At 56.8% G+C, this 14,052-nt stretch carries 11 protein-coding genes; 8 read left to right on the top strand and 3 right to left on the bottom strand.

The window, feature by feature from the left end; all coding sequences use genetic code 11:
• Positions 1-6: 6 nt before the first annotated feature.
• Positions 7-2,502 (top strand): fimbria/pilus outer membrane usher protein, encoded by a 2,496-nt coding sequence (locus NQ842_RS00505; RefSeq protein WP_163281567.1) that lies wholly within the window; start codon positions 7-9, stop codon positions 2,500-2,502.
• Between the two features lie 12 nt (positions 2,503-2,514).
• Positions 2,515-3,579: a fimbrial protein gene (locus tag NQ842_RS00510; protein ID WP_046888810.1), complete on the top strand. Its 1,065-nt coding sequence runs from the start codon at positions 2,515-2,517 to the stop codon at positions 3,577-3,579.
• Positions 3,580-3,620: 41 nt separating this feature from the next.
• Here NQ842_RS00510 and NQ842_RS00515 read toward each other — a convergent pair whose 3' ends face one another.
• Positions 3,621-4,253 carry a LuxR C-terminal-related transcriptional regulator gene (locus tag NQ842_RS00515; protein ID WP_257256405.1) on the bottom strand — a complete coding sequence of 211 codons (633 nt, stop codon included), beginning with the start codon at positions 4,251-4,253 and terminating at the stop codon, positions 3,621-3,623.
• 470 nt (positions 4,254-4,723) lie between these two features.
• Here NQ842_RS00515 and NQ842_RS00520 point away from each other — a divergent pair, with 470 nt between their 5' ends.
• Together NQ842_RS00520 and NQ842_RS00525 are read left to right on the top strand one after the other, a co-directional pair.
• Positions 4,724-5,335: a LuxR C-terminal-related transcriptional regulator gene (locus NQ842_RS00520; protein WP_014830080.1), complete on the top strand. Its 612-nt coding sequence runs from the start codon at positions 4,724-4,726 to the stop codon at positions 5,333-5,335.
• Between the two features lie 69 nt (positions 5,336-5,404).
• On the top strand, positions 5,405-6,085 hold the full coding sequence (locus NQ842_RS00525) for an EAL domain-containing protein (RefSeq protein WP_257256407.1): 681 nt from the start codon (positions 5,405-5,407) through the stop codon (positions 6,083-6,085).
• 12 nt (positions 6,086-6,097) lie between these two features.
• Here NQ842_RS00525 and nlpA read toward each other — a convergent pair whose 3' ends face one another.
• Both nlpA and NQ842_RS00535 read right to left on the bottom strand, forming a co-directional pair.
• The gene (gene nlpA, locus NQ842_RS00530; protein ID WP_050861158.1) at positions 6,098-6,898 is read right to left on the bottom strand and encodes a lipoprotein NlpA; all 801 of its coding nucleotides are present in this window, start codon (positions 6,896-6,898) and stop codon (positions 6,098-6,100) included.
• Positions 6,899-7,103: 205 nt separating this feature from the next.
• A complete protein-coding gene (locus NQ842_RS00535; RefSeq protein WP_257256408.1) occupies positions 7,104-7,523 on the bottom strand; it encodes a GNAT family N-acetyltransferase in 420 nt (139 codons plus the stop codon).
• A 186-nt stretch (positions 7,524-7,709) separates the two neighbouring features.
• Here NQ842_RS00535 and NQ842_RS00540 point away from each other — a divergent pair, with 186 nt between their 5' ends.
• The 4 genes from NQ842_RS00540 to NQ842_RS00555 all read left to right on the top strand — a co-directional run bounded on the left by NQ842_RS00540 (position 7,710) and on the right by NQ842_RS00555 (position 14,023).
• The gene (locus NQ842_RS00540; RefSeq protein WP_014830076.1) at positions 7,710-8,279 is read left to right on the top strand and encodes a TetR/AcrR family transcriptional regulator; all 570 of its coding nucleotides are present in this window, start codon (positions 7,710-7,712) and stop codon (positions 8,277-8,279) included.
• A 148-nt stretch (positions 8,280-8,427) separates the two neighbouring features.
• Positions 8,428-9,549, top strand: coding sequence for an efflux RND transporter periplasmic adaptor subunit (locus NQ842_RS00545; protein WP_219280424.1), 1,122 nt, complete (start codon positions 8,428-8,430; stop codon positions 9,547-9,549).
• On the top strand, positions 9,549-12,659 hold the full coding sequence (locus NQ842_RS00550) for an efflux RND transporter permease subunit (protein WP_257256409.1): 3,111 nt from the start codon (positions 9,549-9,551) through the stop codon (positions 12,657-12,659). The genes NQ842_RS00545 and NQ842_RS00550 overlap by 1 nt, the downstream gene beginning before the upstream one ends.
• Positions 12,659-14,023, top strand: coding sequence for an efflux transporter outer membrane subunit (locus NQ842_RS00555; RefSeq protein ID WP_163281563.1), 1,365 nt, complete (start codon positions 12,659-12,661; stop codon positions 14,021-14,023). The genes NQ842_RS00550 and NQ842_RS00555 overlap by 1 nt, the downstream gene beginning before the upstream one ends.
• Positions 14,024-14,052 lie beyond the last annotated feature (29 nt).

The following is a 14,052-nucleotide window of genomic DNA, read 5'->3' on the forward strand; positions in this document are numbered from 1 at the left end:
CTCACCATGAAATTGAAACAAAACAGGCTCTGTATGCTGGCTGTCTGCTCGCTTCTGCTTTCGCATAAATCGGGGGCGGTATCGTTTGATACCTCCCTGCTTGCTGGCGCATCCGGTGAGTCCGATCTGTCACGCTTTTACGAAAATAACGCCATGCCAGCCGGCCCGCAGGAGATGGATATTTACGTCAACGGGGACTGGAAAGGACGCTATACGGTGACGTATGGCGAGCAACGCGATGACGCTCGCCTGGCGTGGAAAGATGCCATGATGCTGGGGATCAATACCAAAGCGATCCCGGCGCCCGCCATTGCCGATGGTCAGGTGCAACTGCACGATCTGGTTCAGGGTGGCGAAGTGAAAACGGACACCAGTACCCTGAGTCTGTCACTCACCGTGCCGCAGGCCGCCGTCTTACGGACCGAAGAGGGGTATGTTGCCCCTCAGTTCTGGGACGAAGGGATCCCGGCGCTGATGCTCTCCTGGAACACCACCTGGTACAACACGCGGACAAAAGGCTCAGCCAAAGAGACCAACGACGATTTTTATGCCGGACTCGATTCCGGCGCCAACCTGCTGGGCTGGCAGTTTCGCGACAGCAGCACCTGGCGCAAATCCGCCAGTGGTGACAGCAGCTGGCAGAATAACACCCGCTACCTGCGCCGCCCGCTGGCGGCGCTGAAATCCAACCTGACGCTGGGCGACTTTTATATTCCGGGCGATCTGTTTGATTCCCTTCGCGTGCGCGGCGTGTCGCTGGCGTCCGATATGAAAATGCGCCCCAACTCACAGCAAGGCTTTTCGCCGGTGGTACACGGCGTGGCGCGCACTAACGCCCTGGTGAAGGTGATTCAGAACGGTAACGTCATCTATCAGGAGAACGTTCCGCCGGGCCAGTTCACCCTCGACAGCATTCAGCCAACCGGGTCGGCCGGCGATCTGCTGGTGGTGGTGCGTGAAGCCGACGGTTCACAGCAATCGTTCACGGTGCCCTTCTCTGCCGTACCGGGCATGCTTAAAGAGGGCGTGAGCGAGTACAGCGTGGTGGCGGGGAAAGTCCATCAAAACACCCTTGAGGCGGATCCGGCGTTCCTGCAGGCCACGCTGCGCTATGGCTTTAATAACCTGATAACCGGTTATACCGGCACGATCGTGAGCGATAATTATCAGGCGGGGCTTATCGGCACCGGCTGGAATTTGCCGTTCGGCGCAGTATCTGTGGATGTTACCCACGCGAAAACCACCCTGCAGGACAGAACCGACAGCGGCCAAAGCTTTCGCGTGTCGTACAGTAAATTTATCGATACCACGGCCACCAACTTCACGCTGGCGGCCTACCGTTATTCCACTAAGGGCTATTACAGCTTTAGCGATGCGCTCTACTCCCGGGAAGGGTATCAGCGCCTGAAAGCGCAGTATGACGAGTATGAGGATCGCTTCGGGGTCGCCCCGGAGATGACGATGAGCACCTGGGATGCCCTGCGCGCCGCGCAACCTAAAAATACCTTCACCCTTAACCTGAACCAGCGTCTGCTCAATAACTGGGGCACGGTGTTTATCTCTGGTACACAACGCGACTACTGGAATTCCAGCCAAACCTCCCGCGAATATCAGGCCGGCTACTCCAACGCCATCGGCCGGGCCAGCTATACCGTCTCCGCCAGCCGGGTGCGCAACAGCGAGCGTGAAGAAGAGACGCGTTTTTACCTCTCCCTCAGCCTGCCGTTCTCGCTGTTTGATAACAACGCGTGGATCACCTCCAGCCTGACGGCCAGCGACTCGCATTATGAGCAGAGCAATATCAGCATGAGCGGCAACGCGCTGGCGTCGAACCGCCTGAGCTATACGCTCTCCGGCAGCAACACGCGGGGCGGAAACAACACCGCCAGCGTGAACACCGCATACCGTGCAAACTTCGCCACGCTGGGCGGCTCATACAGTGAATCCTCCGACTACCGCCAGACAGGGCTGAACGGGCGTGGCAGCCTGGTGGCCGTGCCGTGGCATCTGCTTGCCTCCAACGAAACCGGCAGCACCATGACCATTGTCGATGCGCCGCAGGCGGAAGGGCTGATGGTCAATGGCGACGAAAGTATCGTGACCAACCGTGATGGCGTGGCGCTGGTGCCTTATGCCACGCCGTACCGTAAAAACGCCATCACGTTGTCCGAAACAGCGAACAGCCGCGGGGCGGAAGTGCTGGGTAACATCGCCAATGTCGCCCCTTACGATGGCGCGGTGAATTACATCCGCTTCGAAACCGACCCGCGCCAGTCCTGGATGCTGCGCGCCACCCGCCCCGACGGGGCGCCACTGCCGTTTGGTACCGACGTGCTGAACGAGCGCGGCGAGTCGGTGGGTTATGTTGGCCAGGCCAGCGTACTCTACATCCGCGCGGAACACCCGCCACGCGTGCTTAACGTCCATTTACGTGGCGGAAACTGCACTATCGCCACGCCGGCGTGGGGACTGGAAAGCCCGTCCTCTGTTTGCCATAACTAACGGAACATCAACATGATACGGTTACTGACCTTTCTGTTTCTCGCCTGCGTCAGCGGGGCAAGCTATGCCACCTGTTCCGGGGGCAGTATTTCCTATGGGCCGCCGATCAGCGTCGATCTGTCGGATAAGCTGACGCCCGCCACGCCGACCTGGACCGGGAGCTTCAGCACCCAGTACAGCGGCTCGTTTAACTGCTCAACCGGCAACAGCGAGTTTTCTTACACGCCGATCCTCTCGACCGACAGTAAGTACGCCACCATTCTGGGCTTCAGTAATGACAAATATAGGGTGCGGGCGGAGATCACCAGCACGCATCCCAACAAGACGCTCGCCACGGGCGGTAACCATACGGCCTCTGAACTGAATACGCCGTTTACCGTGCGCTTTACGCTGGTTAGCCAGAGTGGCACCACGCTCACCGGCGACACCGCGACCATGAGCGATGTGCTGTTCGTCAGTGACATGAGCGGCATGTCGTTCTGGGAGATCATCACCTGGCCGATAAACCAGCTGGTGAAAATCGTGCAGTGGCTGTTTAACGGCTTTAAGTGGCCATACGATAACCGGGATATGTTTGGCCAGCCGATGACCATCAAATATGCGCCGAAGCTGACCACCTGCTCTTTCGACAACGCGGGGCTGACGGTTCATTTGCCCACGCTCGGCATCCCTCAGTTGAGCGCCTCCGCGCAGCCAGGGCTGACTCCCTTTACGCTCAACATGAGCTGCCAGAATCTGGGGACGAACGGGACGTCTGACCGGGCAATTGAGATGTTCCTCTCCAGCACCCAACTGTTGTCGACCGACAGTTCCGTACTGGTCGACACCAGCAGTGGGGCCGCACAGGGCGTGGGGCTGCGGTTGTTTAAGCGGGATAACCCGCAACAGCCGGTCGTCTTCTCGACCTCCACCACCAGCCGCGGGAATGCCACGCTGCTGTTCAACGTGGCGGCGGGCGGTGCACTCAGTAAGACGTTCACCCTGCCCATGGCGGCGTCCTATTATGTCTGGGCACCGGCGAAGGTCAGCCAGGGTAAGCTCAATACGACGGCGACGCTGAATATTATCTACCCCTGATGCACGTACGCCGGGACGCTGTCGTTCCGGCGAATCGACGCTCAACTCCCGATCCTGCCCGCCATCTGCAGATACTTGATGAGTTCACTGTGGTTGGCGAGATTGAGTTTCTTCATCGCATTGTGCTTTTGGGTGGCGATGGTACTGGCCGAGCGGCTTCGCAGCTGGGCAATTTCGGTCACGGTGTAGCCTTCCACAATCAGGTGCAGCACCTCCCACTCCCGGGCGGAAAGCACCGAACGCGAGCGCGCACCGGCGCGCATCATCCCCTTCAGATACGATGAGACTCGCGGCTTAGCCTCCCCGGCCTTCAGCAGCGTCTGTAATTCTCTTTTCAGCTCCCCGGGCTCGTCCTGCAGAGAAAGGGTCAGATCGTATTTCATCTCCAGCACTTTTTTTAATAATCCGTACTGCAATTCCGGAACAAAAAGCACACGTTTTACGTTATATGTTTGGCATAATATATTGAGTCTGCTACTGGTTTGCGCTCCCCATGATTTATGGTTAAACAGATAACTGAACTCGGCGATGACAATATCAACCTGACGTTCAGTAATCGCATCAAAGAGCTGCTCCGTTGATTCTACAATTGCTATTTGCAGGGAATATCCAGGCAGTATTTTACGCAGGGCATCACTTATCATCTCCTGCAGAATATTGATTCTGTAAAACACAATGATCCTGACGGTGAATTCAGTACACATCATATTATTTCATTATTAACACGAATAAAGGAGGGTGATAGTAGTGTAATAAAATCGCACTCACAACTTATTCCCGCCAGGATTTTAACGGCCAGGCTGCTAAAAATCCGGCGTGGGACACGTTTAACGCCAGGAAAAGCACAAAAAATCGTCCTGAAAACGTCAAAAAAAGAGCACTTTGCCCAGAGCAAACCTTATCAGACGGGGTTTTTCAGCATAAAAATCCAATGCTAATGTTATAAGAAGATTAAAAACATTACTTCCAGCATTAAAATATTTTTTGAATTTTATCTTTCGCCAATAAAAGGGATTGGCTTTACGGGATGCATTCTCCTGACATACATTTTACGTATCGTCTCACCACGACTTTATGAGTGACCACGCATTTAAAATTACTGCTTTTCTTACACGGACGGGTGCTCAACTTAAGGAGAATGACCATGAAAGAAACAATACAAGTGGCCGTTATTGACAGTTGTGAGTTCACAATGATTGGCCTGCAATATCTTGGCAACCGTGAACCTGACGCGCATCGTGATGTTATTTTCCATGGATTCAGCAATATTGAAGACTTTCTCCTCAGCGAACGTACCTGGGATATCGTTATTTATGATCCGCTGAATATCGGCAGTTTTATGATTACGCCAAATGAAGATATTCTGCGTATTAAAGAAAAGCAGCCAAAGGCGAGGATCTACATCTATTCGTTATCCGTCGGTTTTCTGAAGTTTGCGCATGTGGATGGGGTCATCAATAAGCGCGTTTCGCTGGGTGATATCAAGGCGATGTGGCAAATCCTGATGAGCCAGACGCCAAAAGCGTTAAACCACTACAACGTGAGCATTACAACACGGCAGCGTCCTGCAAGGCTCTCCAATGAGGAAGCCAGCGTGTTGCGGGGTTACTCATGTAACCTGAAAACCAAGCAAATTGCCCGCCAGTTAGGCTGCAACGTCAGGCTGGTTTACTTTTACAAAAACAACGCCATGAATAAACTCAAGGCCGTCCGGGGCCCTTCGTTCTATCAGAGTATCCGCTGGATATTGAATTGACTCTTCGACCGTGTGTCGTTTGCCTTTGTTCCCGTGTCCGCGGGAACCTTTTTTTCTGCAGGTCTCGTCATGTACACCGTCCTTCCCTCTCCCATGCTGCATACCATTACCGGACTGCGGTTTCAGCCTTTAGTCGATTTTCATTCCGGCCAGGCCGTGGCGCATGAGGTGCTGGTAGAGATCCACAACGTGAATCTTGACGTACTCTTCGCTTCGCTCCCAACCCGCTGTGCGCTGCAAATCTTTTTCTGGCAGGCCAACACGCTGTTGCAGATGCCGGACAAAGGCCAGTACTGGCTTAATCTCCCGGCAGACCAGCTGCTTGATGTCAAAGCCATCGGGCTGTTGCTTGCGCTACGACACCAGCAACGCTTAACGATAGAAATTCAGGATCCGTTAACCCTGATCCGCATGAGTGCCACTGAGCAACGCCGCATCCATCACGCGCTGCTTCAGCTAAAAGCGGCTGGCTGGAAAATCTGGCTGGATGATCTGACTCAGGATCTGGCGGATGACTATGCGCGTCTTGCCCTGCCGGTAGACGGCATTAAACTTGACCGCTCAGAGCTGAACACCCCTGCCCGGTTTGACGCATTGGTGCGCTTCGTCAGAGAGAAGATTGCCCGCGCTGTCGTCGTAGAAGGGATTGAGACCGCGCAGGACTTACAGCGAGCCTGCGCGTCGGGGGCACGGTTTGGCCAGGGCTTTCTCTGGCCGGAAAGCCGGATAGACGCCAGCGTGACGGCGTAAATTGCGCTGGCATTACCAGCCCGGTACCGCCCCTCCGTTAAAGATCGTCTCCGCCGCCTTCGCCACCTCCGGTGACTGATAGGACTGGATAAATTCCTTTACGTTCTCTGCGTCTTTATTGTCTTCGCGCGTCACCACGATGTTCACGTACGGCGAGTTTTTATCTTCGATAAAGACGCTGTCGTGCACCGGGGAAAGCCCGGTTTGCTGGATATAGGTGGTGCTGATGATGGCTACATCCACTTTGGGGTCATCCAGTACGCGCGGTAGCTGCGCCCCTTCCAGCTCCATAATGTTCAGCTTTTTCGGGTTGGCGGTGATATCCAGCGCGGTTGGCAACAGACCCACGCCCGGTTTCAGGGTAATCAGCTTCTCTTTTTGCAGCAGGAGCAGCGCGCGACCGAGGTTGGTGGGGTCATTAGGGATGGCAATGGTCGCCCCGTCTTTCAGGTCAGACACGGATTTGATTTTGCGGGAATAACCGGCCATCGGGAAGACGAAGGTATTCGCCACGGCAACCAGTTTGTAGTTATGCGCCTTGTTATCTTCTGCGAGGAACGGACGATGCTGGAAGACATTCGCATCCAGTTCTCCCTGGTTGGTGGCATCGTTGGGCAGCAGCGAACCGCTAAACCCGACCAGCTCCACATCCAGACCGTATTTCTCTTTTGCCACTTTTTTGGCGACTTCAGCCACATCCTGCTCTGCGCCGTTGATCACGCCGACTTTAATGTGTTTGGCATCGCTGCCACGTTGATCGCATCCTGCCAGCAGCAGACCCGCGAGAACCAGAGCACCCAATCGAAGTTTCACAAGACCTATCCTTTTGATGAACGTTTCACTGACTATATCGGCAACGAGGCGGTGAAATAAAAAACGAAAAGGAATCAATAAGAAGGATAGGTTATATGCGGTCTATTGCCGGGTGACGCTGCGCTTACCCGGCCTAACTGACGGAGGACGTGTAGGCCCGGTAAGCGTAGCGCCACCGGGCGATGAATCTTGATGCTTGCCGGACTTAAAGCGCTTTCGCCAGATAATGACGCTGCATCCCCGGATACGGATAATCCTGCAAAGACATCTGCAGCTGGTACCCCTGCTTTTCATAAAATGGACGCGCCTGGAAGCTGACCGTGTCCACCAGCGCATGCGTACAGCCTTTACGTCTGGCTTCTTCTTCCGCCGTTTTGATAAGCTGGCTGCCCACGCCGGTTCCCCGCACGGTATCGCTCACCCAGAGATAATCAATATTCAGCCATTCCCCTTTTCGTACGCCGATTAATCCCCCCAGCATGATGCCCTTTTCGTCTCGCATGTAAACGCCAATATCACCACTGAAGTTCGTCATATCTAAAAACTGGGCGTTGTAAGCTCTTAACCCTACAAATAACTCTTCTTTTTCTGCGGGTGTGACTTTTTCTGTTATGCTCAGGTGCATATTTTTCTCCTTATTTTCCACGCAATCTGAATATCTCACAGGTTAAGCTTCATAAAAACTCCTTATTTCCTCCATTTTTTTCATCCAGAAATATTCATTCAATATGTAAATAAAAAAAGCCTTTCCAAAAGGTGCTCAAAACGTATAATGAGAACGATCATTCTCACTTTTACCCGGTAATCGACGATGAGCACAAAACTGGAAGAACGGCAGAAACAACGTCAGGACGAGATCATTACCGCCGCGCGCCGCTGCTTTCGCGCCAGCGGATTTCATGCGGCCAGTATGTCGCAAATCGCCAGCGAGGCGAAGCTCAGCGTCGGGCAAATTTACCGTTATTTCAGTAACAAAGACGCGATTATTGAAGAGATGATCCGCCGGATTATCGATTCCCGTATCGAGGGAATGCAGGACAAAACGGTGGTGGAAGGCATGCCGCAGGCGCTCGCCTGGCGTCAGACGATTAACGAAGACGACGATGCGCTGATGCTCGAGATGTCCGCCGAGGCGACGCGTAATCCGCAGGTGGCCGCCATGTTAACCGCGGCCGAGGCTCGTATGTTTAGCAACGCCTGTGCGCACCTGAAAAAGCAGTTTCCTCATTTAAGTGATGAACATATTCGCTGCTGCGTGGAGATTACCGCCGTAATGATCGAGGGCACCATTTACCGTCGGCTTACGCCATTAAATGTGCCGTCAGAACAATTAGCGCCGATTTATCAGAATATTTTAAATATGCTTTTCACTGCAAAGTAATCGCATGTGAATAATTAACGGGAACAGGTAATTTCCCGGTTTACCATTTCTGGCTCAGCCAGAGATGCGGTATCGCTGTGCCTTTAAAACGCCCTCCTCCTTGTTAAGCCATTAACAGGGCGGGCATCGTTCACCCTGGAAAAAGATGATGAAAAACATAACAACCTCCATCGCCGCATTACTCCTCCTGACAGGGTGTGATAATGCGCAAACATCTGCTCCCCAACGTCCTCTTCCGGAAGTGGGGATTGTCACACTCATGAGCCAGCCGGTGTCCGTCGTCAGTGAACTGACCGGGCGTACCACCGCCGCAATGAGCGCCGAAGTGCGCCCGCAGGTAGGCGGCATTATCCAGAAGCGGCTGTTCACCGAAGGCGATACTGTGAAAGCCGGACAAGCGCTGTATCAGATCGATCCCTCCAGCTACCGCGCCGCGTTTGATGAAGCCGCCGCGGCGCTGAAACAGGCGCAGGCGCTGGTGCAGGCCGACTGCCAGAAAGCCCGGCGCTATGCGCAGCTGGTGAAAGACGACGGCGTATCGCGCCAGGACGCGGAAGACGCGAAGTCCACCTGCGCGCAGGACAAGGCCAGCGTCGAGTCAAAGAAAGCCGCGCAGGAGAGTGCGCGCATTAACCTCAACTGGACCACCATCACCGCACCGATTGCCGGACGCATCGGCATCTCCTCCGTCACGCCCGGGGCGCTGGTCACCGCCCAGCAAGACACCGCGCTGGCCACCATTCGCGGGCTGGACACCATGTATGTCGATTTAACGCGTTCGAGTGCCGATCTGCTGCGATTACGCAAAAAAACCCTGGCCTCGAACAACGATACGCTGAGCGTCACGTTGCAGCTTGAAGACGGCAGCACCTACAGCGAAAAGGGTCGCCTGGCGCTGACTGAAGTGGCAGTGGATGAATCGACCGGCTCGGTCACCCTGCGCGCCGTCTTCCCGAACCCACAGCATCAGCTTTTGCCGGGGATGTTTGTCCGCGCCAGAGTGGACGAGGGCATCATGGATGACGCGATCCTGGCCCCTCAGCAGGGCATTACCCGCGATGCCAAAGGCAAAGCCACTGCGCTGGTGGTGAACGCCAGCAACAAGGTGGAGCAGCGTCAGCTGGAAACGGGTGACACCTACGGCGATAAATGGCTGGTGCTGAGCGGTCTCAAGGCGGGCGACAGGCTGATTGTGGAAGGCACCGACAAAGTTACCGCCGGCCAACAGGTGAAGGCCGAAGAGATGAAATCCAGCGGAGGGAATGCCTGATGTTTTCCCGTTTCTTCGTGCGTCGCCCGGTATTTGCCTGGGTGATCGCCATTCTGATTATGCTCGCCGGGATACTGGCGATCCGCACGTTGCCAGTTGCGCAGTACCCGGACGTCGCCCCGCCGTCGATCAAGATCTCCGCCACCTACACCGGTGCCTCCGCGCAGACGCTGGAAAACAGCGTGACGCAGGTGATCGAGCAGCAGCTCACCGGGCTGGATAACCTGCTCTACTTCACCTCCACCAGCAGTTCGGACGGTTCGGTGAGCATTACCGTCACCTTCGAACAGGGGACCGACCCGGACACCGCGCAGGTTCAGGTGCAAAACAAAGTCCAGCAGGCGGAATCACGCCTGCCGACTGAAGTACAGCAGTCCGGGATCACCGTCGAGAAATCGCAGAGCAACTTCCTGCTTATCATGGGGGTGTACGACAAAACCGACACCGCCAGCAGCTCGGATATCGCCGACTGGCTGGTCAGTAATATGCAGGATCCGCTGGCGCGCGTGGATGGCGTCGGGAGTCTGCAGGTGTTTGGCGCGGAATACGCGATGCGTATCTGGCTCGACCCGGCGAAGCTGGCGTCCTACTCGCTGATGCCGTCAGATGTGCAAAGTGCGATTGAAGCGCAGAACGTGCAGGTTTCCGCCGGTAAAATCGGCGCGCTGCCTTCGTCGAACGCCCAGCAGCTGACCGCCACCGTGCGCGCCCAGTCGCGCCTGCAGACGGTCGATGAGTTCAAAAATATCATCGTCAAGAGCCAGTCTAACGGCGCGGTGGTACACATCAGCGACGTTGCGCGCGTGGAGATGGGCAGTGAGGATTACACCGCCACCGCGAAGCTGAACGGCCATCCGGCCGCGGGGATGGCGGTGATGCTTTCGCCGGGCGCCAACGCGCTCAATACCGCCACGGCGGTGAAAGAGAAAATCGCCGAATTCAAAAAGTCGATGCCGGAAGGCTACGACGTGGCCTACCCGAAAGACAGCACCGAGTTTATTAAGATCTCGGTTGAGGACGTGATTCAGACCCTGTTCGAAGCCATTATCCTCGTGGTCGTGGTGATGTACCTGTTCCTGCAAAACATCCGCGCCACGCTGATCCCGGCGCTGGCCGTTCCGGTGGTTCTGCTGGGCACCTTTGGCGTACTGGCGCTGTTCGGCTACTCCATCAACACCCTGACCCTGTTTGCGATGGTGCTGGCGATAGGGCTGCTGGTGGATGATGCCATCGTGGTGGTGGAAAACGTCGAACGTATTATGCGCGACGAAGGGCTGCCCGCCCGCGAAGCCACCGAAAAATCGATGGGCGAAATCTCCGGTGCGCTGATCGCCATTGCGCTGGTGCTCTCTGCGGTGTTCCTGCCGATGGCCTTCTTTGGTGGCTCCACCGGGGTGATTTACCGTCAGTTCTCGGTCACCATTATCTCGGCGATGCTCCTTTCCGTGGTAGTGGCATTAACCCTGACGCCTGCGCTGTGCGGCTCGATTCTGAGCCACACCGCCCCACATAAGAAGGGCTTTTTCGGCGCGTTTAACCGCTTCTACAGCAAGACCGAGCAGGGTTACCAGAACAAGGTATTGCGCGCGCTGCGCCGCTCCGGTGGCATGCTGGTCATCTACGCCCTGCTCTGCGGCGCGATGGGATTCGCGATGCTGAAACTGCCGGGCAGCTTCCTGCCGACGGAAGACCAGGGCGAAATCATGGTGCAGTACACCCTGCCAGCAGGCGCGACGACGGTCCGTACTGCCGAAGTCAGCCGTCAGGTGCGCGAGTGGTTCCTCACCAAAGAGAAAGCCAACACCAACGTTATCTTCACCATTGAGGGCTTCAGCTTTAGCGGCAGCGGCCAGAACGCCGGGATGGCGTTTGTCTCCCTGAAAAACTGGTCCGAACGTAAGGGCGCTGAAAATACCGCACAGGCCATTGCCCTGCGTGCCACGCAGGAGCTGAGCACCCTCCGCGATGCGACCATCTTTGCCATGACGCCACCGGCGGTGGATGGTCTGGGCCAGAGTAACGGCTTTACCTTTGAGCTGATGGCCAGCGGCGGCACCGATCGCGACACGCTGCTCAAGCTGCGTAACCAGCTGATTGGCGAAGCGAATCAGGATGCCTCCCTGCACGCGGTTCGCGCCAACGATCTGCCGCAGATGCCACAGCTTCAGGTGGATATCGACAACAATAAAGCCGTGTCGCTGGGGCTCTCCCTGAGTGACGTCACCGACACCCTCTCCAGCGCCTGGGGCGGTACCTACGTGAATGATTTTATCGATCGCGGCCGCGTGAAAAAGGTCTATATCCAGGGCGACAGCGACTATCGCGCCGTGCCGTCCGATCTCAACAAGTGGTATGTACGCGGTAGCGACAGCACCATGACCCCGTTCTCCGCCTTTGCCACCACCCGCTGGGAGTATGGCCCCGAAAGCCTGGTGCGCTATAACGGCTCGGCGGCGTATGAAATTCAGGGCGAGAACGCCAGTGGCGCCAGTTCCGGTACGGCGATGAGCAAAATGGAGCAACTGGCAAACAACCTGCCGTCCGGCAGTACCTGGGCGTGGAGCGGTTTGTCCTTACAGGAAAAACTGGCGAGCGGCCAGGCAATGAGCCTCTATGCCCTCTCGATCCTGGTGGTATTCCTCTGTCTGGCGGCGCTGTATGAGAGCTGGTCGGTACCGATTTCCGTTATCCTGGTGATCCCGCTTGGGGTGCTGGGCGCAGCGATTGCCGCCTCCCTGCGCGGCCTGAGCAACGACGTCTACTTCCAGGTGGCGCTGCTGACCACCATCGGCCTGTCGTCAAAGAACGCCATTCTGATTGTTGAGTTTGCCGAGGCAAAAGTCGCCGAAGGTTACTCCCTGACGCGTGCGGCGCTGCGTGCCGCCCAGACGCGTTTGCGCCCCATCATCATGACCTCGCTGGCGTTTATCGCAGGTGTGACGCCGCTGGCGATTGCCACCGGTGCAGGGGCCAACAGCCGGGTAGCGATCGGGACCGGCATTATCGGTGGGACGCTGGCCGCCACGCTGCTGGCAATCTTCTTCGTTCCGTTATTCTTCGTACTGGTGAAACGTCTGTTCTCCGGTAAACACAGCAACCGGAGGTCATAATGTTTCGTTTATCTGTTTTCGTGTTAGCGCTGATGAGCGCGGGCTGCGTCTCTTTAGATCCCACGTATCAGCGCCCGGCTGCGCCCGTCCCGGCGACGTTGCCGGGTGCGCACGGCGAAGCCACCGCCGTGGTGAGCCAGTGGCAACAGGTGATGAACGATGCGCGCCTGAAAGGCGTAGTGACGATGGCGCTCAACAGCAACCGCGACCTGCAAAAAGCGATTGCCGATATCGACGCCGCGCGCGCCCAGTACGGCGAAACGCGATCCTCCCTGTTCCCGACGGTGGACGCGGAGCTGAGCCACACCCGCAGCCGCACGCTGGCAGGCGGTGTCGCGACCAGCGATGAGGCCAACGGCACGGTCTCCAGCTTCGAGCTGGATCTGTTTGGCCGTAACCAGAGCCTGTCACGCGCAGCGCGTGAAACCTGGCTTGCCAGCGAGTTCACCGCCCAGAATACCCGCCTGACGATGGTCAGCGAGTTAACCACCGCCTGGGTGACCCTGGCGGCGGATAACAGCAACCTGGCGCTGGCGAAATCGACGATGGAGAGCGCCGCCAGCTCGCTCAGGATTGTGAAGCGTCAGCAGCAGGTTGGCGTGGCGGCGGCAACGGACGTCAGCGAGGCGATGGCGGTCTACCAGCAGGCGCGTGCCAGCGTGGCAAGCTATCAAACGCAGGTGGTACAGGACAAAAACGCCCTTAATCTGCTGGCGGGTGACACGGTGCCGGACACCCTGCTGCCGGGCACGCTGGAGAGCCTGAGCGATAACGCCATCACGCTGATCCCGGCAGGCGTGAGTTCAGACGCGCTGCTGCGTCGCCCGGATATTAAGGAGGCGGAGCACAACCTGCTGAGCGCCAACGCCAATATCGGTGCCGCGCGCGCCAACTTCTTCCCGACCATTTCACTGACCGCCAGTGCGGGCGTCGGCAGCGATTCGCTTTCGTCCCTGTTCAGCCACGGGATGAAGGTGTGGTCATTCGCACCGTCCATCACCCTGCCGCTGTTCAGTGGCGGTAACAATCTGGCCCAGCTGCGCTACGCGGAAGCGGAGAAGAAGGGATTGATCGCCACCTACGAGAAAACCATCCAGAGCGCGTTTAAAGACGTGGCCGATGCGCTGGCACGTCGTGAAACGCTCAGCGAGCAGCTTGATGCCCAGCGTGAATACGTGGCAGCCGAGCAAAAAACGCTGGATGTGGCGACCCGCAGCTATCAGGCGGGGGCCGGGGATTATCTGACGGTACTGACCGCGCAGCGATCGTTGTGGTCGGCGCAGTCGTCGCTTATCGCGTTACAACAAACCGACCTGGAAAACCGTATCACCCTGTGGCAATCGCTCGGGGGCGGGATTGAGTAACGCGTCCGGGACAATCCTGATACGCGGTG

Source organism: Enterobacter cloacae complex sp. R_G8 (assembly GCF_024599795.1).
GTDB classification, from domain to species: Bacteria; Pseudomonadota; Gammaproteobacteria; order Enterobacterales; family Enterobacteriaceae; genus Enterobacter; species Enterobacter dissolvens.

What these genes read in the sequence shown, in the direction of transcription:
- NQ842_RS00505 (WP_163281567.1), top strand. Translation starts at nt 7, where the DNA reads ATGAAATTGAAACAAAACAGGCTCTGTATGCTGGCTGTCTGCTCGCTT.
- NQ842_RS00510 (WP_046888810.1), top strand. Translation starts at nt 2,515, where the DNA reads ATGATACGGTTACTGACCTTTCTGTTTCTCGCCTGCGTCAGCGGGGCA.
- NQ842_RS00520 (WP_014830080.1), top strand. Translation starts at nt 4,724, where the DNA reads ATGAAAGAAACAATACAAGTGGCCGTTATTGACAGTTGTGAGTTCACA.
- NQ842_RS00525 (WP_257256407.1), top strand. Translation starts at nt 5,405, where the DNA reads ATGTACACCGTCCTTCCCTCTCCCATGCTGCATACCATTACCGGACTG.
- NQ842_RS00535 (WP_257256408.1), bottom strand. Translation starts at nt 7,523, where the DNA reads ATGCACCTGAGCATAACAGAAAAAGTCACACCCGCAGAAAAAGAAGAG.
- NQ842_RS00540 (WP_014830076.1), top strand. Translation starts at nt 7,710, where the DNA reads ATGAGCACAAAACTGGAAGAACGGCAGAAACAACGTCAGGACGAGATC.
- NQ842_RS00545 (WP_219280424.1), top strand. Translation starts at nt 8,428, where the DNA reads ATGAAAAACATAACAACCTCCATCGCCGCATTACTCCTCCTGACAGGG.
- NQ842_RS00550 (WP_257256409.1), top strand. Translation starts at nt 9,549, where the DNA reads ATGTTTTCCCGTTTCTTCGTGCGTCGCCCGGTATTTGCCTGGGTGATC.
- NQ842_RS00555 (WP_163281563.1), top strand. Translation starts at nt 12,659, where the DNA reads ATGTTTCGTTTATCTGTTTTCGTGTTAGCGCTGATGAGCGCGGGCTGC.